This window comes from Burkholderia sp. HMSC10F09 (assembly GCF_001806955.1).
Lineage (GTDB): Bacteria > Pseudomonadota > Gammaproteobacteria > Burkholderiales > Burkholderiaceae > Burkholderia > Burkholderia multivorans.
On the sequence record NZ_KV786860.1, the window covers coordinates 78,190 to 98,740 of the forward strand.

At 66.7% G+C, this 20,551-nt stretch carries 25 protein-coding genes; 18 read left to right on the forward strand and 7 right to left on the reverse strand.

Features of this window, described 5'->3' with window-relative positions:
• Window positions 1–57 precede the first annotated feature (57 nt).
• The 16 genes from HMPREF3115_RS23450 to HMPREF3115_RS31245 all read left to right on the forward strand — a co-directional run bounded on the left by HMPREF3115_RS23450 (window position 58) and on the right by HMPREF3115_RS31245 (window position 11,917).
• Window positions 58–303 (forward strand): hypothetical protein, encoded by a 246-nt coding sequence (locus HMPREF3115_RS23450; protein WP_233632904.1) that lies wholly within the window; start codon window positions 58–60, stop codon window positions 301–303.
• On the forward strand, window positions 285–707 hold the full coding sequence (locus HMPREF3115_RS23455; RefSeq protein WP_233632903.1) for a hypothetical protein: 423 nt from the start codon (window positions 285–287) through the stop codon (window positions 705–707). Before HMPREF3115_RS23450 ends, HMPREF3115_RS23455 begins: the two co-directional genes overlap by 19 nt.
• Window positions 708–800: 93 nt before the next feature.
• Window positions 801–1,817, forward strand: coding sequence for a hypothetical protein (locus HMPREF3115_RS23460; RefSeq protein ID WP_233632902.1), 1,017 nt, complete (start codon window positions 801–803; stop codon window positions 1,815–1,817).
• 18 nt (window positions 1,818–1,835) lie between these two features.
• A complete protein-coding gene (locus HMPREF3115_RS23465; RefSeq protein ID WP_233632901.1) occupies window positions 1,836–2,285 on the forward strand; it encodes a hypothetical protein in 450 nt (149 codons plus the stop codon).
• The gene (locus HMPREF3115_RS23470) at window positions 2,282–2,590 is read left to right on the forward strand and encodes a hypothetical protein (RefSeq protein WP_070556289.1); all 309 of its coding nucleotides are present in this window, start codon (window positions 2,282–2,284) and stop codon (window positions 2,588–2,590) included. The genes HMPREF3115_RS23465 and HMPREF3115_RS23470 overlap by 4 nt, the downstream gene beginning before the upstream one ends.
• A gap of 7 nt (window positions 2,591–2,597) precedes the next feature.
• Window positions 2,598–4,226, forward strand: a complete 1,629-nt coding sequence (locus HMPREF3115_RS23475) for a hypothetical protein (RefSeq protein ID WP_233632900.1) — start codon at window positions 2,598–2,600, stop codon at window positions 4,224–4,226.
• 54 nt (window positions 4,227–4,280) lie between these two features.
• Window positions 4,281–7,277, forward strand: coding sequence for a glucosaminidase domain-containing protein (locus tag HMPREF3115_RS23480; protein WP_083302280.1), 2,997 nt, complete (start codon window positions 4,281–4,283; stop codon window positions 7,275–7,277).
• Entirely contained in the window at window positions 7,270–7,605 is a 336-nt protein-coding gene (locus HMPREF3115_RS23485; protein WP_006405663.1) for a hypothetical protein, read from the forward strand. Before HMPREF3115_RS23480 ends, HMPREF3115_RS23485 begins: the two co-directional genes overlap by 8 nt.
• On the forward strand, window positions 7,605–7,874 hold the full coding sequence (locus HMPREF3115_RS23490) for a holin (protein ID WP_241756696.1): 270 nt from the start codon (window positions 7,605–7,607) through the stop codon (window positions 7,872–7,874). Before HMPREF3115_RS23485 ends, HMPREF3115_RS23490 begins: the two co-directional genes overlap by 1 nt.
• On the forward strand, window positions 7,867–8,286 hold the full coding sequence (locus HMPREF3115_RS23495; RefSeq protein WP_006405661.1) for a lysozyme family protein: 420 nt from the start codon (window positions 7,867–7,869) through the stop codon (window positions 8,284–8,286). The genes HMPREF3115_RS23490 and HMPREF3115_RS23495 overlap by 8 nt, the downstream gene beginning before the upstream one ends.
• On the forward strand, window positions 8,283–8,786 hold the full coding sequence (locus HMPREF3115_RS23500) for a DUF2514 family protein (protein ID WP_070556291.1): 504 nt from the start codon (window positions 8,283–8,285) through the stop codon (window positions 8,784–8,786). The genes HMPREF3115_RS23495 and HMPREF3115_RS23500 overlap by 4 nt, the downstream gene beginning before the upstream one ends.
• Complete coding sequence (locus HMPREF3115_RS23505) at window positions 8,761–9,489, forward strand: hypothetical protein (RefSeq protein ID WP_070556292.1); 729 nt, start codon at window positions 8,761–8,763, stop codon at window positions 9,487–9,489. Before HMPREF3115_RS23500 ends, HMPREF3115_RS23505 begins: the two co-directional genes overlap by 26 nt.
• A complete protein-coding gene (locus HMPREF3115_RS23510) occupies window positions 9,486–9,824 on the forward strand; it encodes a hypothetical protein (RefSeq protein WP_070556294.1) in 339 nt (112 codons plus the stop codon). Before HMPREF3115_RS23505 ends, HMPREF3115_RS23510 begins: the two co-directional genes overlap by 4 nt.
• A gap of 2 nt (window positions 9,825–9,826) precedes the next feature.
• The gene (locus HMPREF3115_RS23515; RefSeq protein ID WP_233632899.1) at window positions 9,827–10,135 is read left to right on the forward strand and encodes a hypothetical protein; all 309 of its coding nucleotides are present in this window, start codon (window positions 9,827–9,829) and stop codon (window positions 10,133–10,135) included.
• Between the two features lies 1 nt (window position 10,136).
• Window positions 10,137–11,459, forward strand: a complete 1,323-nt coding sequence (locus HMPREF3115_RS23520) for a tail fiber domain-containing protein (protein WP_070556299.1) — start codon at window positions 10,137–10,139, stop codon at window positions 11,457–11,459.
• The gene (locus HMPREF3115_RS31245) at window positions 11,456–11,917 is read left to right on the forward strand and encodes a hypothetical protein (RefSeq protein WP_141751724.1); all 462 of its coding nucleotides are present in this window, start codon (window positions 11,456–11,458) and stop codon (window positions 11,915–11,917) included. Before HMPREF3115_RS23520 ends, HMPREF3115_RS31245 begins: the two co-directional genes overlap by 4 nt.
• A gap of 48 nt (window positions 11,918–11,965) precedes the next feature.
• Here HMPREF3115_RS31245 and HMPREF3115_RS23525 read toward each other — a convergent pair whose 3' ends face one another.
• The 5 genes from HMPREF3115_RS23525 to HMPREF3115_RS23545 all read right to left on the reverse strand — a co-directional run bounded on the left by HMPREF3115_RS23525 (window position 11,966) and on the right by HMPREF3115_RS23545 (window position 16,470).
• On the reverse strand, window positions 11,966–12,439 hold the full coding sequence (locus tag HMPREF3115_RS23525) for a hypothetical protein (protein ID WP_125902788.1): 474 nt from the start codon (window positions 12,437–12,439) through the stop codon (window positions 11,966–11,968).
• A 273-nt stretch (window positions 12,440–12,712) separates the two neighbouring features.
• A complete protein-coding gene (locus HMPREF3115_RS23530; protein WP_006402226.1) occupies window positions 12,713–12,943 on the reverse strand; it encodes a hypothetical protein in 231 nt (76 codons plus the stop codon).
• 102 nt (window positions 12,944–13,045) lie between these two features.
• Complete coding sequence (locus HMPREF3115_RS23535; protein ID WP_070556303.1) at window positions 13,046–14,167, reverse strand: class II histone deacetylase; 1,122 nt, start codon at window positions 14,165–14,167, stop codon at window positions 13,046–13,048.
• 12 nt (window positions 14,168–14,179) lie between these two features.
• Window positions 14,180–15,382, reverse strand: coding sequence for an MFS transporter (locus HMPREF3115_RS23540; RefSeq protein ID WP_070556305.1), 1,203 nt, complete (start codon window positions 15,380–15,382; stop codon window positions 14,180–14,182).
• 20 nt (window positions 15,383–15,402) lie between these two features.
• A complete protein-coding gene (locus tag HMPREF3115_RS23545) occupies window positions 15,403–16,470 on the reverse strand; it encodes a porin (protein ID WP_233632898.1) in 1,068 nt (355 codons plus the stop codon).
• A gap of 273 nt (window positions 16,471–16,743) precedes the next feature.
• Here HMPREF3115_RS23545 and HMPREF3115_RS23550 point away from each other — a divergent pair, with 273 nt between their 5' ends.
• Together HMPREF3115_RS23550 and HMPREF3115_RS23555 are read left to right on the forward strand one after the other, a co-directional pair.
• Window positions 16,744–17,889 carry a helix-turn-helix transcriptional regulator gene (locus HMPREF3115_RS23550; protein ID WP_070556307.1) on the forward strand — a complete coding sequence of 382 codons (1,146 nt, stop codon included), beginning with the start codon at window positions 16,744–16,746 and terminating at the stop codon, window positions 17,887–17,889.
• Between the two features lie 84 nt (window positions 17,890–17,973).
• Window positions 17,974–18,972 carry a 2-dehydropantoate 2-reductase gene (locus tag HMPREF3115_RS23555; protein ID WP_070556309.1) on the forward strand — a complete coding sequence of 333 codons (999 nt, stop codon included), beginning with the start codon at window positions 17,974–17,976 and terminating at the stop codon, window positions 18,970–18,972.
• Window positions 18,973–19,107: 135 nt separating this feature from the next.
• Here HMPREF3115_RS23555 and HMPREF3115_RS23560 read toward each other — a convergent pair whose 3' ends face one another.
• The gene (locus HMPREF3115_RS23560) at window positions 19,108–19,557 is read right to left on the reverse strand and encodes a MarR family winged helix-turn-helix transcriptional regulator (RefSeq protein ID WP_006402233.1); all 450 of its coding nucleotides are present in this window, start codon (window positions 19,555–19,557) and stop codon (window positions 19,108–19,110) included.
• Window positions 19,558–19,619: 62 nt separating this feature from the next.
• Window positions 19,620–20,551: glycerate kinase (locus HMPREF3115_RS23565; RefSeq protein ID WP_070556311.1), on the reverse strand; the 932-nt coding region annotated here is incomplete at its 5' end.

A 20,551-nucleotide genomic window follows, 5' to 3' on the forward strand; every position in this document is an offset into this window, starting at 1 on the left:
CCCGATCTCGGTCAACCGGGGAACATCGCGACGCTCATTGCGGCGCTGCGGCGTTGCATGGAGCCGATCGTGAATCAGCTCAATGCGCTGTCGGACGGCCAAGCGTCCGCTGTGAACAACGCTGCCACGGCGCCCCCGGCGGCAACGTCGGTGACACCGTACGCGCGTGGCGATTTCATCAAGAATTCGGCGCCGGCCGAGCTCGGCAATGCCGGCGCGCGCTACATCGTGCTCGGCTGGATGTGCATCGAGGCAGGCAAGCCGGGCCAATGGAGAGAATGCAGATGTCTGACCGGCAATTGATCGTCGTGCCGCCGGCCGAACTGCGCGACGTATGGCCGACAATCCGCGGGCAGTTCGATGAAATCCCAATGTCGGATGGCACGATACCTGAAGAAGTGTTTTTTGCGTGTATGAACGGAAGCGCGGTTCTCTGCCTGCTCTTCGTGGATGGCGAGCGCGTCGGCTGGATGGTAATTCACCTCATCGGGCGGGACTTTCATATCTGGCTGCTATGGGCACGCAACGGCTTCGACGTGATGAGCGTTTTCCGTGCCGATTTGATGCAGATGGCCCGTGCGGCGGGCGCTCGCATGCTTACGTTCGGTTCGTCGCGCCGCGGCTGGGAAAAAGTTGCGGGGCATCATGGGTTCAAGATGCGCAGCACAACGTACGAATGTCCCCTTGACGATTTGACGGCGCAATAGTCGGCATACAAAATCGACTGAAGTTTAAGCCTATCTGCGGACGGCTCGTTTCCCTGAAAGGGGAAGCGAGCCGTTTTGTTTTTGGAGAGCGAAATGGCGGACAGTGGCGGTGGTGGTGGCGGCAGCCAAACGACGACGACGGATTTGCCGGACTGGGCGAAGCCGTACGCGCTCGACCTGCTCAAGCGTTCTTCGGACCTGTCGAAGCAGGACATTCCGCAGTACACCGGGCAGACGGTTGCCGACCTGAACCAGACGCAGACCGGCGCGATTCAGGGGCTGACGAACGCGGCCGGCAATCAAGCGGGCACCGCTGCGGCGGCAATGGACTATTACCGCACGCTCACGGGCAATCCGAACGGTTTTTCGATTTCGAATCCGTTCACGGGCAACGTTACGGCGTCCGACGCCGCGGCGAGGTTCGCGGATCCCGCGAACAACCCGTATCTCGCACAGACGGTCGCTTCGTCGAATCAGGCAATCACCGATGCGTACAAGAACGGTACTGCCGCGAGCACGATGGCGCAGTTTCGCAATGCCGGTGCATTCGGCGGCTCGGCGCAGCAGCAGGTGACGTCGCAGAACGAGCAGAATCTGGCGCGTGCACTGAACGACAACACGTCGAGCATGTACAACTCGGCGTACAACACGGCGGCGAACGTCGCGACGCAGAACGCGGCTCAGCAGAACGCTGTGAATCTCGCGAACCAGTCGGTCGGCACGGCCGCGAACACCGCGTACAACTCGCAGGCGAGCCAGAACTACCAGAACCAGCAGGGCAACATTCTCGGCGCGCTCGGCACGGCGACCGGCGCGAACACCGCGACCTCGAGCCTGTACGGCAATCAGCTGACGGGCGGCACGGTCGCGCAATCGAACGACCAAGACCGGCTGAACGCGCTGTATCAGCAATGGTTCAACCAAGTCAATCAACCGTACCAGCAGCTGTCGATCCTCTCGAAGGGGCTCAGCGGCGCACTCGGCAGCGGTGCCGGCATCACTTCGACGACGCAGTCTGGTGGCAGTGGGAGTGGGATGGGCACACTGCTTGGCCTCGGTCAGTTGGGGCTCGGGATCGGATCGAAGCTCAGCGGCGGCATCTTCGGCTAAACGAAATCGGGGTCAAGAATGGGCATTTTCGGATCCAGCGGCGGCTTGAGCAACGCATCGACTGCCTTTGGTCAGGGCGCATCCGACGTAGGGAGCAACAGTTTCGGCTTCACGATGCCGGACGGCTTTTCGTCGGGCTTTGGTATGCCGTCTCTTGCCGGCCTGTCGGGAATCAGTTCGGGGATGAGTGTGAGTGCGCCGAATGTGGGGCCGAACACGTACGGCTTCACGATGCCCGGGGCCGATACGCTCGGAAAGCTGAGCGACACGCTCGGCGCGGCAAGCAAGGCGCTGTCGGTCCCTCAACCAACGACGATGGGGGGCATGGGTGGCCGCGGCGCGGGGATGGGCTTGCGGGCGCAGGAGTTCAGCGCACCGATTGCGAACTTCGTAGCGGCACCGGGCTCCGTCGGGGGCAACGGCCTGCTGCAAATGCTGATGAATTATAGACCGGGGACAATCGCATGAGCGAAAGCCACAACGGCAGTACGCCGCAACCGAATCCGACTTCGCAGCTGAACTCGCTCGTCGGACTCGGTGCGCGCGGAATGGGCGCTGCGTCGCCATGGATGGCGGCCGGCAATATCTCGGGCGGCCTGATTCAGCGTCTCGTCGACCCGAGCCACAGCGGCAATAGCTTCGGCAACATCGCGGGCGCGACGCTCAAGGGCGCGGGCACCGGTGCGGCCGTCGGCTCTGTTGTGCCGGGGATTGGCACGCTGATCGGCGCCGGTGTTGGCGGCCTCGCTGGCGGCCTGTCGACGCTCCTGTGAGGACGAAATGCCTCTGCTCGACACTTTGATCAACGGGAACTATCCGGCTGCGCCGGCGGCTGGCGCTAACACGCTCAGCGGTCTGCTCGCAGCGCTCGGCGCGCGGCCGACGTCCGTCTCGAGTCTGATCGACCAGCTCGGCCGCAGCGCAGATCGCAATCCGTACGCGGGTGCCGCGCCGACTTCACCGCTCGCGTCTCCGACGATCGTGCCGGACGAAGCGGCACGTGCGCAGGCACAGCAAGGTGGCGCGCTCGTCGGCGTGGGCCCGAATCCGATGCAGCAACCGGCACCGCTCACCGCTGCCGCGGCGTCGCAGGTCGCGCAATCGGCGAATCCTCCGGTGGCAGACGCGCTGCTCGAACGGCGTCTCGCGGGCGCGCCGATGCAGCTGCAGCCCGTAACGGTGCCCGATATGCCAGTAACTCCCGTGATGGCCGATGACGGCTCGACGACGCAGAACGCAACGCCCGCGCCGAGCACGCCTGCTTCCGGCGGTCTGCTCGGCATGCTGTCGGGTGCCGCGCAGGATGCGGTGCGGTCGCCGGAAAAGTCGAAAGGGCTGCTCGAACGTCTCGGCGCCAGCATCTCCAACATGAGCCCGGCCGCGAGTCAGGCGCTGATCGCGTCTGGCCTGACGATGCTCGCAGGTAACGATGGCTCGCGCAATCTCGGGCAACTGATCGGCATCGGCGGCATCGCAGGGCTGAATGAGTACAGCAACGTGAAGCAGACCGACGCCGCGAATCAGCTCGCTACCCGGAAACTCGATCAGCAGCAACAGCAGCAGCAATTCGATAACGGTCTTGCTGCCCGCAAGCAATTGTGGGAAGAGGGCAAGCCCATTTCTGTCGGCGCCGATCAGAGCCTATACGCGCGCAATCCGGACGGTTCGTACAAGCCCGTTGTGCAGGCGCAGCCCTCTGTTGCGCGTACGACGGACATGCTCGGCCCGGACGGCCGTACGTACACCGTGCAGCTCGACCGATTCGGGAATCAGGTCGGCACGCCGATGCTCAAGTCCGACCCGCTCAGCGGGCCACTCGGCGAGTCGCAACAGAAGTACGTGAACGATGCGCAGAACGCGGCGCTTACGGCGCGGCAGACGTACCAGAACACGGTTGCACTTGCGAACCAGCTCGCGAACGCGCCGGACTTCGCGAGCGGCGCAGCCGGGACGTTCAACGACTTCCTGACGAAGATCACGGGTAACAAGGATGCGGGCCAGCAGCTGCGCGGTCAGCTCGCGCAGTTCGTGAACAGCACGATCCTGAACCAGCTGCCGCCCGGCTCCGCATCGGACAAAGACATCCAGCTTGTGCGCAACGGGACGCCGGCCGACAACGCGTCGAAGGAAACGTGGCAGGCATATCTGTCCGCGGTCGGACGCGTGCAGCAGGCGGCCGCCGTGGCCGCGCAAATGCGGCGCGGACTACCTCACCGCGAACCGCGGCAGCCTCGGGCCGCTGATGCAGCCGGCGACGATCGGCGGGCGCCAGTTCCCGGCTGGGGCATCGTTGATCGACGTGCTTGGCGGCCGCGCTCCGAGTGCATCCACGGGCGGCCGGCCGGGCGAGATGAGCGCCGAGCAGCGCGCGCAGGTCCAGACGCTTCAGCGCATGGCGGCGCAGGGTGACGGTCGCGCGCAGCAGTCGCTTCAGGCGCTCCGGGCGCGCGGCTGGGGGGTGTGATGCCGGGCGACATTTACGACATCAGCGGCTTCGGTCAAGGCGCGTTCACGCCGGCGGCGTTCGCAGCGGCATATGGCGACGTCGCGTCGCGAATCGCTGATCAGACCGGTATCGATCCCGTGACGGTTCTCGGGCAGCTCGGACACGAAACTGGGTGGGGGCGCTCGATCATCCCCGGAACGAACAATCTCGGGAACATCAAGGATTTCACTGGGCGTGGCGCGCGTGCGCGCGACAACATGACGGGCTCGGACGACGCGTATCGGGTCTATTCGTCTCCGATGGAGTTCGCCGACGACTACGCGTCGCTGATTCGACGCAAGTACCCGGCTGCGCTCAACACCGGGCCGGATGCGGCCGCTACCGCAGCGGCCCTTGTGAAAGGCGGCTACGCCGAGGATCCCGCATATCGCTCCAAGCTCATCGCAGCGACACGCACAGTCGGGCAGGCGCTTGGGCTCACCCCTCGCGATCCTGTCGCATCGTCCGGGGGGCTGATTCCGAGCGCGAGCGCCGCCACGTTTGGCCGGGGCACTGGCGATCGAGACGCATCGCCGGCAGACCCTTACGACTTGAGCTCGTTCGGCATCGCGCCGGATGATGGCGGTCCTGTTGTGCCCGGCATTACCGATTTGCCGCTTCCGGCGCCCGCCGCTGCGGGTAGCGGTGGAGCACTGCAGTCCCTTGGTGCAGGGATTGGCGAAGGGTTCGGCAAAACCATGCTCGGTGCGCAGGCGCTGATCGGAAAGGGGCTCTCTGCGGTCGGCGCGACGAACGCTGGCGACTGGCTCGTCGACGATGCGCGCTCGGGCCGGGACAAGCTCACGCGAGAGGCGCAGGATGCTGCGGGGGAAAGTGGCTGGCGCACCGCCGGCAATTTCGTGGGCGCTGCCGCTCCTCTGCTCGTCGCTGGCCCGGAACTGGCGCCGCAACTGGTGTCTGGTGGCCTGTATGGCGCGAGCCAAGGTGCGCTGAACGATACCGGCATCCTTCCGGGCGCGGTTGAAGGCGCGGGGCTCGGCGCAGGCGGCTATCTGGCCGGGAAAGCGATCGGCGCGATTGGTGCTGCAGCACGGCCCGCGCTGGCAGGCGCGTGGAATGCCGTACGTGGCGGCGAACGTGCGGCCGCGGCGAAGATCGCGGGCGAGCTCGGCGCTGATCTCGATCCGACCATCGCCGCGCTGCGCTCCAACAGCGACGAGCTCATCCCCGGCAGCCTGCCGACGGCGGCAGAGGCCGGCCAGAATCCGACGCTCGTCCGGATCCAGCGCCAACTGCAGAACACCGCCGACGGTCAGGTCGCATTTCCGGCTCGTCAGGCCGCGAACAACGCTGCACGCTTCGCAGAGGGGCAGCGCGTCGTGGGAGCGAATCTCGCAGACGAGATGGACGCATTCACGCAGCAGCAGGCCGCGCGCGTTGCCGCGGGTCAGGCCGAGTTGCCGCCGCTGACGCAAGCGCAGGCCGACGTGATGCAGTCGCCGGCATATCGGCAAGCGATGAAAACGGCTCGCGCGAGCGCGGAAAGCCGCGGCAGTTCGGCATTCGACGACCAGCAAGCGCCGCTCATGCAATCGCTGCGCGAAGGAATCGACCGCGTCGCCGGCACGCCGGAGACGATCGACGCATTGAAGGCTGCGCGCGGGCAGACAGCCGATGAACTGTTCGCGCAAACCGACGTTTCCGTGCCGATGGCATGGCCGGAAGCGCAACAGCTCGCACAGAAGCCCGCATTTCAGGACGCAATGCGATTTGCGCAGCGCATGTCCGACAACCTCGGCGAAGGCCCGGTGGTGACGGCCGAAGGGGATGGGGTTGGCGCGTGGCTATCGGGCCGCGGACTGCTGTATGCGAAAGGGTTCCTCGACGATCAGATCAATTACGCGCTGCAGCGCGAGCGCAATACAGAGGCGCGCGCGCTGATCGCCGTGAAAAACGAGCTCGTCGGGCTGATGGACCGCGCGAGTCCGGAATATGCGCCGGCGCGCGCTCGTTACCAAGCCGATTCGGCTCCGATCGACGCACAGCAGGCGCTGCAAACGCGACTCAACGGCGCGGTAGATCCGCTGTCCGGTGACGTCAGCCCGAACAAGCTGCGGCAGACGATCAACAGCATCACCGGCGAACAGCTGAAGCCGGGTATCCGGCCAGCTGATCAGGTGTCTCCTGCAACGCTCGACGATCTGCGCGTGCTTGGCGAGCAGGCGCGGGCCACGCCGACGAACCTTGCCGGGCTGAGCGGTGAAGGGCAGGAGCTCATGCGTCAGGCACTGGCCGAGCGTGTGCGAAGCGCAGCGGACACGCTCATGCGGCAGGACGCGAACACGGCGGCCGCCGATTTCAGCTCGTACCTCCGTTCGCAATCGCCGTCGTACGCGCGCTACTTCGACGAGGCAGCGACGACCGGTGCCGATCTTCAGTCGCGGCAGGCAGTGCAAGAAGCGCTGCAAAAGCTCGGGCTGATGGCGAGCAATGCATTCGGCGATGCACAGATGACGTTCCAAGGCGCGAAGGCGGCTTTGTCCGGCGCCGGCGACCTCACTGGTCCGGCGAACGAGTATGCGCGCAATCTGCTCGCCGATCTGCAGCGTGCGACTGCGACGAACGCGCCGCTCGGGGCCGCAGGCAGCCAGACGGCAGCGAATCTGCAGCTCGGGGGAGGTCTGCTCGGCAACCTGATTCGCGGCCGCACTGGTGATACGGCAATCATCGGCACGGCAGCGACGGGGAACATCCCGGCGGCGGTCGGCGCGTACGTCGTTCAACGCGCGGTAGCGAAGGCGGCGGCGCGCACCGAGAAGGCGGCGATCGACCTGCTGTTGAACCCGAAGAAGCTCGCGCGCGCGCTCGAGGAGTTCAAGGGGCAGCCGAAAGCGCGGCAGGCGTTCGTCGACGCGCTGAAGCAAAAGGCGAGCGGTGCCGGGAAGGCCGGTGTTCGTGCGGTGCAAGCCTACGAAGCAGGTCGCCAACAGAAAAGGAGCGAAAAAAATGGCTGAGCCGACGACGAGTGCAGCAGCTGCTGCTGGCGCGTTGCTTTTGAAGGTCGTGCCGGGCGCGGTCGGCTCGCTGATTGCATTGCGCTTCATCGGCGACGGGTTGAGCGGCAGGCAGAAAGCGATGTCTTTCGTCGCGGGCGCCGCCGTTTCGTATTTTGTGGGTCCGTTGATCGTGGCGTGGTTTGCGATCGGCGACAACGGGGCGCAGCAGGCGATCGGTTTTCTTGTCGGCCTGTTCGGATTGGCTGTCACCAAAGAGCTGTTCAAAGAAATCAACAATGCAGACTTCATCGGGGCCCTGAAACGTCGCTTCCTTGGGGGGCAATGATGATCACGATTTTCATTTTCGCGAACCTGATCGTGCTCGGCTTCTGCGTCTGGATCGCCGTAGCCGACGCGATTTCTACGGGTTGGTGGGGCACGGTCGGGTTCTCGATCATCGGAATTGCTGCGGCCGTGAATGTGTTGAAGCCGATGCGCGCGGTCGCGGTGATCGACATGCCCGAAACGATGATGATGGTCGGCATGGCGATCGTGTGTATGTGGGTGATGGGCCGTAAGGCGTACTGGTGGCACAAGGGGCACAAGCATGGGTAACTACGACGCGGCTGCGCTAAAGGCCGAGCTGACGCGCGACGAAGGGCGGCGCAGCCGCATCTACGTCGACACGGTCGGCAAGGTGTCGGGCGGCATCGGCCGCAATCTCACCGACAAGGGTTTTCGCGACAACGAGATCGACCTGATGTACCAGAACGACATCGCCGAAACCGAGGCATGGCTCGACCGCAATCTGCCGTGGTGGCGATCGCTCGATCCCGTGCGTCAGCGCGTGATGATGAACATGGCGTTCAACATGCAGGGCAAGCTGCTGACCTTCGTCAACACGTTAGCCGCGATCAAGCGCGGCGACTACGCGGCAGCGGCCGACGGGATGCTCGCATCGAAATGGGCGTCTCAGGTCGGTGCGCGCGCGACGCGGCTGGCTTCAATGATGCGGAGCGGCGCATGACGATCCTCGACCCCCGTGTCTGGCTTGCCTTCGTCGTCGCGCTCACGATCACGGCGGCCGCCTGCTACTTCAAGGGCCATGCCGACGGCGTACGCACGACGACCGCCGCCGCGCAGGTGGCTCAGGCGAAAGCGGTCGAGGCCGCACGCGCGGAAGAACAACGCCGCACCGCGGCGCAACAGGAGAACGCGATCCATGCTGCAAAAGAACGTGATCAGGCGCGCGCTGATGCTGATGCCGCTGCTTCTGCTGCTGACGGCCTGCGCAAACAACTCGCCGCGTACGTCGAGCGTGCCCGCCATCCCACCGCTGCCGCCGGAAGCGCGGCAACCGGCGACGCCCTCGATCTGCTTGCCGACGTGCTCGGCCGGGCTGACGAAGCTGCGGGAGAGCTGGCAAAAATCGCTGACGACCGAGGCATCGCCGGCAAGCAATGCGAAGCCGACTACGACTCACTGACGAACGAGGTGAACCATGCCCGTACCGGGATCGATCAATGACCTGAGCCCGACTCCGAGCCAGAACAGCCCGCAGGGCTCGGAGCCGGTCGGGTCGCAGGCGAACGAATACATTCAGGCGTTGAGCGCGTTCGTGCGGCAGCTCGCCGACGGCAAGGTGAACAACGGAACGCTCGACGCGCCGAAGGGCACGCGCATCGTTCTGCAGCAAGCCGCGGCGCCGACGGGATGGGCTGTCGACGCTGATCCGGCATTCACGGACTGCGCGATGCGGTTCAATCAGTCGGTCGGCAAGCAGAACGGTGCAGTTGGCTGGAGCGGCTGGAACTGGGGTGGTCAATTCGCGGTTGACGGACATCAGCTGACCGTCGGCGAAATGCCGTCGCACGGACACGGCGTGAATGACCCAGGCCATTCGCACGGGGTAGCGGATCCCGGGCACGCGCACGGCGTGAACGACCCGGGCCATTCGCACGTTGGCATTGCGTGGAGCATTTCCGCGCCTAACACGGCGCCGGGTGCTGGCATGGCGCCTGTGCAATACAACGGAAACCAGCCCTCCAATATCAACACGACCGGCAGCGGGACTGGAATCTCCATTCAGGGCAGTGGCACGGGTATCTGGATCTACGGGGCTGGCACCAACGTCAGCATTCAGGCAAATGGCGGCAACGCCGCGCACAACCATACGTACCGCGCCCCGCAGGTCAAGTACGCCGATTGCATCGTGGCGGTGAAGCAATGACGAAAGCGAAAAAAGTTGTGTGCCCACTGCTCAAGAAGCCGTGTCTCGAGCACGAATGCGCGTGGTTCGCCCATGTCGTCGGCCGCGATCCGCAGACCGGCCGCGATGTCGATCACTGGGACTGCTCGGTGCGGTGGCTGCCGGTGATGATGACCGAAGGCGCACGGCAGACGCGCGGTGTTCAGGCTGCCGTCGAGTCGATGCGCAACGACGTCGTCCAGCGGCAGGACGGCCTCAATACAGCGCTGCTGACGATGGCTACCGGGATTCCGAAGGCCCGCGCGGTGGTCGACATTACCGAGCGGCCGTCGCTCATCGAAGGGCAGGGGGATTGAAGATGCTGACCGTCTATATCGGATCGACGTTCAAGCTCGTCGGCGGCCTGCAGAAAGATGGCGCGCCGGCCGACTTCACCGGCTCGACGTTGACGGCCGTGCTGTTCGACAGCGCGGGCAAGAAGCAGATTGCAGCCCTCAATGTCGAATGGCTCGACGTCACAAAGGGGCTGCTCACGCTGACGGCCGACTCCACGGCTGGCTGGTCGCCACAGAAGGCGCGCATCGATGTGCGACTCGCTCTGGCGACGGGCGACGTTGTGCTCGGGCCGCCCGTCTATATCCGAATCGAACAATCTCCGCTGAGCTGACATGGAACTTTCTCTCATCCTGTCCGACGACACCGAGACCTATCAGGCAATTCTCGGCCAGTTCATCGAATCCAGCGCGGCAGAAACGCGCGCGGACCGTATTCTGGCTCAGCAGGCGGCCGAAACGGCGACGAATAGCGCAAACAGCGCGCTCGATTCCGCCGGCCAAGCGGCGCAGTCGGCCGCCGCGAGCGCGGATTCTGCAACGCAGGCTGCAGCGAGCGCGGCCGCGGCATCAACGAGCGAACAGCACGCATCGCAGTACGCGACGGCTGCGCAAGTGGCATCGACGGATGCGGCGGGTTCCGCAAGCAGTGCTGCATCGAGCGCAACGTCCGCTACGTTGTCGGCGACGAGCGCAGCAAATTCCGCGACGGCTGCGTCGGTCAGCGAGCAGAATGCTGCAGCGACGCTGGCGAACGCGTTGAAGAAGGCGAACAATTTGTCGGACGTGGCCGACGCGGCAACTGCGCTCGCGAATCTCGGCGGTGCACCGAAGGCGAATCCGACCTTCACGGGCAATGTCGGTGTGCCGACGCGCGCGGTGGGCGACTCGACGGATAACGCGGCGAGCACGAAGTTTGTCGCGACGAGCTTCCTGCCGCGCACCGGCGGCGCGTTGTCCGGGGTACTCAATGCAGACTACGGCGTGTACATGCCGTGGGCCGAGATCGGCTCTTTTGGAACCGCACAAGCGTCGTACATCGATTTTCACTCATCCGGAACGGGCAACGACTACGACGTTCGGCTCATTGCGACCGGCGGCGGGTCGGCAAATGGGCAAGGCAATCTCGACTTTTACGGTCAAGCGTTCACTTGCATGAACGGCATTGTGCGGCTTGGCAATTCGCGCGGCATTTACTTCAAGCGAACGGACGGCACGTACCACATTGCAATGCAGCTCACGAGCGACAGCAGTAACAACACAGACATCATTAATTGTGATGGCGGTGGCCGAATTCGCTTCATCAATGACGCCTACAATGCTGAGCTCGGGTGGTTCGACAACAACGGTAACTTCTGGGCGCGCGGCGATATTCAAGGCTTCTCCGACCGCCGCGTGAAGTCGAACATCAAGCGGATCAAGGGCGCGATGGCGAAGGTACGCGAGCTGGTCGGCGTGACGTTCACGCGGCGCCGCTCGAAGGACAAGGCGCGTCACATGGGCTTCATCGCGCAGGACGTGGAGCCGATCGTGCCTGAGGTCGTGCACACCGACGAGAAGGGCATGAAGTCGATCGCGTACGCGAATATGACGGCGCTCCTCGCCGAGGCGCTGAAGGAGCTCGACGAGCGCGTCGCTGCACTGGAGGCAGGAGAATGACGCTCCCGACCGGACAAATCAGCATGTCGCAGATAGCGGCCGAGCTCGGGATCAGCGCGACCGGGCTCAACCTGAATCACGGATGGGTGCGCGCGCTGGCCGGTCGCCCGAGTGGAACGATCAGCTTCAGCGATCTGCGGGGCAAGACGGGCCGTTTCGATGGCAATCTGACGCCGCGTAACGGTGGGACGAATCCACCTACGAAAGCCGTGGACGTTAATGCGCCATTCTTCGGGGCGACGATTGTTACTGTCGCTAGCGCTATCGGCGGCGGTTGTCGCCTGACGTTCTCCGGGACGCCGACATGGGGCGGAAACATCCGGGTCACCAACAACTCGCTCGGGCAATCGGCGGTATTTTCCCCCGACAGCCCCAATTCGTGGGGCACATCGACCGGCGGCGGTTTCCTCGGTGACGTAGGATCGACTTACAGTTTCACACTGTTGCCGTCCACCTGAGCGCGAGCCCGGACGTCGCCGAGCTCGTTGGCGCGGATCCGGGCGGCGCTACTGCGTCTGGAGGATGATTGCCGGGGTGTTGGCCGGCAGAGGGTAGGCGATCGGGCCGGGCGTGCCTGGAGCGGCCGGCGTGTTGGCGAATGCATCGATGCGTCGTTGGGCGGCGTCGAGTGCCTCTTCTGTCCGGCGCCGACTTTCAGCGAGCCGGTCGTTCCATTCGCGGTTTGCGCGGACCGTATTGATGCAGTCGGCAACTTGATACCGCTGCTTGTCTGTCAGCTCTCCGTCGTCCAGAGCGCGACCGCGCGCGTCGAACACTTTGCAGCCGAGCTGGGGCGTCGGCGCGTCGTAGGGGCCGACGTAGGTTTTTTGCATGGCCGCTTGCGGGATACCGAACGAACTGAGGTCGTAGATATTCGCGGGTACCCCGTCCGCATGGGCGTAGGTCGCAACGGACGCAACTGCGCAGATGAGCCCTCGGACAATCGACATGCAACATGCCGCACGGAAGTTCGTTACCATGTTGACCCCTTACGCGATGGTGAGATCCGCTGATTCGTTGTTTCACAACAACGCTAACGGCAGCAATTTTGCAAGGGGGCATATATGGGGGCATCCGCAAAATACGAACTGGTGGGATCCCAATAGCAGAAAGACAGAACGCCTTTAATGTGGTTCTGGCCTCAGCACCATCGAATACGTGCCGCACGGCCCGATTCCGAAAAAAAGCGCTGCCGGTCCCCGACCGCAGCGCTTTTTCGTTTCCGCGCATCTTGCTTGCGATCGCCGCCGCCGCTAATCCCAGAAACTCCGGATCGCGACGGCGACGATCACGGGCACCGAGAACACCAGCGGAATCGCGAAATACTGCACTTCGCGGTCGACGAGCCAGCTATAAATCACCCATCCCGCGCCCACGGCGAACGTGACGAGGCCGACCAGCACGGCGGCAATATTGAGAACCAGTTTCGACGGCTGGCGGCGCGCATTGCGTTGAGCATCGTTATCGCGCGGGGAGGATTTCATCGGAAGAAGACGGCCTCGGGCCTGTTTGATCAAACGCACAGGAGACCGCATCCGCGCCGATCGCGCAAGGGCCGGCCGCGAACCGACGCCGGCCCGCTGCCGTCATCGCGCGGCCGGCAGCCCGAACGATGCCGCCAGTTCGTCGATCAGCGTGCGCTGAAACGCGAGGAACCGCTCGCCGGGCTGTTGCGCAACCGCGAGCTCGAGCATCGGATCGGCGACCGCGGTGCGGACGCCGGCCAGCTCCTCGACGATCGCGAGTCCGCAGAACGGCACGTACGCTTCCGAATAGCCGCCTTCGTGCACGATCGCGAGCCGGCCGCCGCAATGGCGCTGCGCGGCCTCCTTGACGGCGCGCGTCATGAACCGGTAGCTGTCGGTATGCAGCAGCATCCGGGCGAGCGGATCGACCGCGCTCGCATCGAGCCCGCTCGCGACGACGATCAGTTCGGGCCGGAAGCGTTCGAGCGCCGGCAGCACGATCCGCTCGAACGCATGGCGGTACGCATCGTCACCGCTGCCGGCGAGCAGCGGCACGTTCAGGTTCGCGCCGATGCCGGCACCGGCGCCGCGATCCTCGGCGCCGCCGTAGCCGGGCGGGAAGCAGCGGTCTTGATGCAGCGAGATCGTCAGCGTGTCCGGATCGTCGTAATAGATCGATTGCGTGCCGTTGCCGTGATGCACGTCCCAGTCGATTACGGCCACGCGGCCGATGCCGTGCTTTGCGCGCGCGGCCTCGATCGCGATCGGGATGTTCGCGAGCAGACAGAAGCCCATCGGCCGGTCGCGCAGGCAATGATGGCCGGGCGGCCGCGACAGCGAGAACGCATTCGCTGCGCGCTCGTCGACGACCGCGTCGACCGCTGCGATCGCGAGCCCTGCCGATAGCGCGGCGATTTCATAGCTGCCCTTGCCGAACGGCGCGAGATCGCCGAGGTCGCCGCCGTTCGCGTCGCTGAGCGCCCGAAATGCATCGAGGTAGCCGGCAGGGTGGATGCGCAGCAGATCCTCGCGCGCGGCGGGCGCGGCGCCCCGCATGTCGAGCTGCGCGGCGAGCCCCGACGCGTGCACGAGCGACAGCAGCCGGCGCTTCGAGTCGGGCGATTCGGCATAGCCGGCACCCGACGGCGGCTGGACCCAGCCGCCGACCGGAAAGAACAGCGCGTGCGTACCGCCTGTGTGCCAGAAGGTGCGTTCGTCGGTGAAGAATGCGGTGCGTTTCATGGGTATGACCTGTCAAGGTTGGGAAGAAGCGGAGCGGCGTGCCGTGCGTTCGATGCCGCGCAGCGCGGCGAACGACACGGCGGCGACCGCGGTCGCGGCGACGAACAGGGCGCGCATCGTGCCGCCGGCATCGAGCATCAGCCCGGCGAGCAGCGGCCCGGCGGCGAGGCCCGCGCCGATCACGAAGTTGAGCGTCGCGACGAGGCGGCCGGACGTATCGATCTGCGCGACAGTCGCAAGGATGAACGGCAGTACGAACGTCCACGCGAACTTGAACGTGAAGATCGCGGCGCTGTAGCCGGTCGCGCGCGGCTGCGCGGCCAGCGCGACGAGCGACGCGGCGAGCAGCGCGTAGCCGGTCCAAAGCATCGTGCGGCGCGCGACGCGGCCGCCCGCGCACGACGCGAGCGCCGCACCGGCGATCCCCATCACGCTCGCGACCGCCAATACGGTGCCGGCCGCTTGCGAATCGAGCCCGGCGTCGGCCGCGGCGCGGCTCGCGAAGGTCCACACGCTGCCGATCGCGAGATAGAACGCGAGCACCGCGCCGATCGCGAGCGCGCCGCAGCCGGCCGGCATCCCGAGCGCGGCGCCGCGTGCGTGTCGCGCGACGTGCATGCCGGTCGAGCGCGCAAAGCCGCGCGACAGCGGCGCCGCGGCCAGCGCCAGTGCCGCGAGCGCGAAGTAGAGCGCACGCAAGCCGAACGCGACGAACACGTGCGGCAGCACGAACAGTCCGATCGCGCCGGCGATCAGCTGGCCGACGACCCACAGCCCGTACACGCGATCGCTGTTCTCGCTCGTCGCGGCGCTCGTCATGCAGAGCACCATCAGCGTGCCGCCACCGAGTGCGGTCGCGGCGCGCAGTGCGAGCAGCGTCGCGAAGTCGGGCATCCACAGCGCGGTGAGCAGATTGCCCGCGCCGAACAGCGCGATCGCGCACGCCGCGACACGCCGCGCATCGACGCGGCCGAGCCACAGATACGACGGCACGGTCGCCGCGCTGAACGCGCCGAGTTCGACGAAGAAGTACGTGCCGATCTGGGACGCGGACAAGCGAAGCTGCACGGCGAGTTGAGCGGCGACGGCCGGCGCGACGAGCAGCAGCAGCGGCGTGATCGCGGCGAACACGACGAGTGCGACGAGCGTCGCGGGGGCGAACGGGGCGGCGTGCGCATCGGATGCGCGCACGGTATCGGAGGCAAGGGTCTTCATCGCGGCGTCTCGCAGTGGGTTCAGAACAGGTGGTACATGCCGACCATCGCGCCGAACTGCGATGCGCCGGCGAGCGGTGTCGGGTCGTATTCGTAGACGGTTTGCGAACTCCGGTTGCCGTTGCGCGCGTAGCCGAGGTTCACGTACGCGACCGTGCGTTTGGACAGCGCGTACGTCGTGCTCGCGATGAACAGCGTCGGATGACCGATCGCCGGCGTGCGCGAATCGGTGTGATAGATGCCCGCATTGAGGCCGATGCCGCCCGTCGTCAGATAGCGCGCGCCGCCCCAGACGATCGTGCGCGCCGCATCGAGGTCGCCGGTCCGGCGCTCGACGCCCGCATAAACGGTCAGCGGCAGCGCGGCGAACGCATAGCGCGCGGCGAGCGTGCCGAGTTCACGTCGTCGGCCCGATGCGTCGTCCGTCGCCGATATGTCGCCGTGCGACTGATGCAGCACCGCGCCGACCGACAGTCCGTTGCTCGCGTACTGGCCGCCGAGCTCGAGTACGCGACCGGCGCGCGTATTGCCCGCGATGCCGGCCGTCGCGATGAGCGCCTCGACATCGAAGCCGGCGAACGTCGGCGACTGATACTTCACCGAGCGGTCGATGAAGTTCGCGGACATCGGCACGATGACGCCTTGTCCGCTGTACGACGCATACCAGAGCGGGTCGTAGAACAGCGTCTTGTCGAACAGCACGCTGAACTGCCGACCGAGCGTGACGGTGCCGATGGGCCCCGCGATGCCGACGTACGCGCCGCGAAAGAACGCGAGGCCGGGCACGGTCGCCGTGCCGTCGTTCACGTTGATGCCCTGTTCGAGCTTGAACAGCGCGCGCCAGCCGCCGCCGAGCGGCTCGCTGCCTTTGATGCCGATCTGCGACGGCACGATTCCGTAGTTCTGCAACTGCACGGCCGAGCGATGCGCGTCGGCATGCGTCATGTACTGCACGCCGACGTCGAGCGCGCCGTACAGCGTGAGCGTCGACTGCGCGTGTGCGGCCGCGCCGCATGCGGCGACGGTCGCGGCGGCTGCCGTGCGGATGAAGCGCGATGTAATCACGTCGGGTTCTCCATGCGGGCGCATCGTGGTCGTGGGGAATCGCGACGCAGTGTCGGCGGCCGCAAAGGCGCCGAACAGCCGTTCAGATGGAGGTTGCGGAAAACCCGCGGTGCGCCGCGCCGTAGCGTCGCGGTGCCGCGGGCGCGCGTGCTGCGCGGCAGCAATGCGTCGCGCCCCGTTCAAATGGATGGGATTGCGCCGCGTGGCGGCGCGCCGGCCCGTCAAAAATGACGCTCGCTATAATCGGCCGGTCTGCGTTGCGCACATCGGCGGCCCGCACGGGCAGGAGAGCGGAAGGTGAGGATCACGACGGGTACCGGGCAGGATCTCGATGCGCTGCGCGACGTGCCGGCGGCGATCGTGCTCGACGAGGCCGCGTGGCCGCCGCCGTCGCCGCGGCGCGCGGACTTCGACGGCGTCGCGCACGGCGACACCGCGCAGCGCGAACTCGGCCTGATGCTGCTCGACCTCTATGCGTTCGCCGCACAGTCGGCCATCGGCGAATTCGAATGCCGCTTCTTTTCGCTGCTGCAGGCGCTGATTCCGTTCGATGCCGCGTGGACGGGCGTCGCGACGCACATGGCGACCGGCCCCGTGATGCACAACAGCTTCCTGTACCGTCTTCCGGACGCGTTCTTCGGCGACTGGAAACGCGTGCGCGACTGCGATCCGCTCGCGCACCGCACGCTGCGCGGCGCGCATGGCCGCGCGGTACGGCTGTCGGTCGTCGAGCCGGGGCTCGATCCGCGCTTTCGCGACTGGTGCGTGAAATACGGGCTCGCGCAGCTGATGTGCGTGTGCACGCTCGATCGGCGCTTCGGGCTGACGACTTTCATGTCGATCTACCGTCAGGGGCTGAATCGTCCGTTCGGCGACGCCGATGCGCAACGTTTCGAAGAAGTGATTCCGCACCTGGCCGCCGCGTTGACGATCAACCGCGCCGCGCAACTCACGCGCGAGCGCGGCGATGCCGGCGCGCCGGCGTCGCGTGCGCTGTGCGACAACTTCGGCGTGCTGCACCATGCCGATCACGGCTTCGACGACGTGCTGCGCGCCGAATGGCCGGCATGGTCGGGCACGCGCGTGCCGGAACCGCTCGTCGCGCATCTGCGGCGTCACTCAACACAGCCTTTCGTCGGCACGGCGCTGCGGATCGGCTGCGTGCCGGTCGCCGGACTGTTCCAGCTCGAAGCGCGGCCGCGCTCGCTGCTCGACCGGCTGAGCCCGCGCGAACTTGCCGCCATCCGCTATTACGGTGCGGGGCGGTCGCACAAGGAAGTCGCGCAGCAGATGGCGATCTCGCCGACGACGGTGCGCCACTATCTGCGCTGCGCGTACCGCAAGCTCGGCATGCACGACAAGAGCCAGATCGCGGGCGTACTCGGCGCGAGCGCCGACGTGCCGGACGAGCGGCCGGCCGCGGCACCGCGCGACCTGCGCTGAAGGCGATCGAACGCACCGGAGGTCGTTGTATCCGCAACGATTGGGCGTTATGCTCCAGAACTCCCGGCATACGGACATTCCATCATGAACGACACGAATTCAGGCGCGGTGCGCGCAGCGGTGGTCGGCGTCGGCGCGATCGGCGGGCTGCTCGCGGCGGCGCTGTCGCGCGCCGGCGTCACGGTGAGCGCGTATGCGCGCGGGGCGACGCTCGACGCGCTGAACGCGCACGGCGTGCGCGTGATCGACGACGCGGGCGCAACCTCGACGGTCGCCGTGCACGCGAGCGACGACGCGGCCGCGCTCGGCGTGCAGGACTACGTGGTGATCGCGCTGAAGGCGCAGGCGCTGCCGGCGCTGGCCGCGCGGATCGCGCCGCTCGTCGGTCCGGACACGGTGATCGTCGCGGCGATGAACGGTTTGCCGTGGTGGTTCACGCACGGGCTCGCCGGCCCGCTCGACGGCGTACCGCTCGAAGCAGTGGATCCGGCCGGCGCCGTGTCGGCCGCGCTGCCGCCCGCGCAGGCGATCGGCTGCGTCGTGCATCTGTCGTCGAGCACCGACGCGCCCGGCGTCGTCCGGCGCGGACGCGGCAACCGGCTGATCGTCGGCGCGCCGGACGGCCGGCTCGAGGCGGCCGCCGCGCGCTTCGCGGCGTTGCTCTCGGCTGGCGGATTCGACGTCGAATCGACGCCCGCGATCCGCACCGAGATCTGGGCGAAGCTGTGGGGCAACATGAACATGAATCCGCTGAGCGCGCTGACGGGCTCGACGGCCGAACAGCTGCTCGACGATCCGTTCACGCACGATCTCGCGCTGCGGATGATGGAGGAGGCCGCGCAGATCGGCGCGAAGCTCGGGCTGTCGACCGGCATGAGCGGCCCCGAGCGCATCGCGGTCACGCGCAAGCTCGGCGCGTTCAAGACGTCGATGCTGCAGGATTTCGAGGCAGGGCGGCCGCTGGAGATCGGGCCGATTCTCGGCGTGTTCCCGGAGCTGGGGCGCAGGCTGAACGTGCCGACGCCGTACTGCGACGCGGTGCTCGGGCTGCTGCGTCAGCGCGCCGCGAACAGCGGGCTATAGCCGGCTATCGCGCGGTGCGCGAGCGGCGCCGCGCGCGCCGCCGGCATCGGCTTCATTGATCTGAACAAAGCGTATGCGTCCTGCCGACCGGCACCGTCGGCGCGGACGATTTGACGCGCTTGTCGCGCGACGGCGTCAGTTGTCGCGTTCGAGCGCGTGCGCGACGACCTTGTCGAGCAGCCGCTCGAACGTGTTCCGTTCGCTCTCGGACAGGCACGCGAGCAGCCCGTCGTTCCACTTGCGCACGATCGGCATGATTTTCCGGTACAGCGCGCGGCCGTCGGCGGTCAGCGCGATCAGCACGATGCGGCCGTCCTCGTCGCTCGCGCTGCGCTCGAGCAGGCCCTGGCGCAGCAGCGCTTCGGCCGCGCGGCTCGCCTGGCTCTTGTCGAGATTCGTGTGGCGCGCGAGATCCATGATCGAGAACGGACCGAACGCACCGACGGCCGCGATCACGCGCGCCTCGGGCAGCGAGATGCCGAGCTTGTGCCGGTACACCTCGCCGATGCCGCGGTCGGATCGCTTGGTCAGCGCGTGAAGGCGATAGGTCAGAAACTGATCGAGCCCGGCTTGTCGGCCTTTCATGTCGCATCCTGAAGAAAAATGGCGGGCCCGATTGTTCCTGTATCGCGCGCTCGGGTCAACGGTCAGTGTGCGCCGTATTTCAGGCGCGTCAACTGTTCGGCTTCGTTCGCGAGCAGCGTCGCCGCGTCGCGGATCGCGACGTCGAGCGAAATCGGGCCCGGCGCCGGCGAAAAACAGCCGGAAAAGTACTCGGACAGCCGCGGCAGCGCGGTCGGATCGATCGCGCCGGACAGCAGCGACGCCGGCACGCCGGCCGCCTGCGCGTGACGGCACGCGATGAACGGCGCCTTGCCGTGCAGCGTCTGCACGTCCGAGCGCCCTTCGCCGGTGATCAGCCAGTCGGCGCCCTCGAGCGCCGCGTCGAGCCCGATCTGCCGCGCGACGACCTCCGCGCCTGCCTCGAACTGCGCGCCGAGCATCCGCAGCGCGAAGCCGAGGCCGCCCGCGGCACCGGCGCCGGGCAGATCGCGCGCGTGGCGGTCGAGCGCGGCCTCGAGCAGATCGGCGAAGCGGCCGAGCGCGGCGTCGAGCGTCGCGACCTGCTCGGGCGTCACGCCTTTTTGCGGCCCGAACACCGCGGTCGCGCCATGCGCGCCGGTCAGCGGGTTGTCGACGTCGGACATCCCGACGAATTCCGCTTCCGCGAGCCGCGGATCGAGTGCCGACGCATCGATTCGCGCGATGTCGGCGAGCCGCGCGGGTACCGGCTCCACGGGCTGGCCGGCCGCGTCGAAACAGCGCAGCCCGAGCCCGGCCAACAGGCCCGCGCCGGCATCGTTCGTGCTGCTGCCGCCGAGCGCGACGAAGAAGCGGCGCACGCCTTCGTCGAGCAGCGCGCGGATCGCCTCGCCCATGCCGCGCGTGCTGCGTGCGTCGACCGGCACGCTCATCCCGACCGGATCGGTGATGCCGACGACCTCGGCCGTCTCGACGATCGCAGTGCGCGCATCGATCACGCCGACCGCCGCGTCGCGCGCCGCAAGCGACGCGCCCG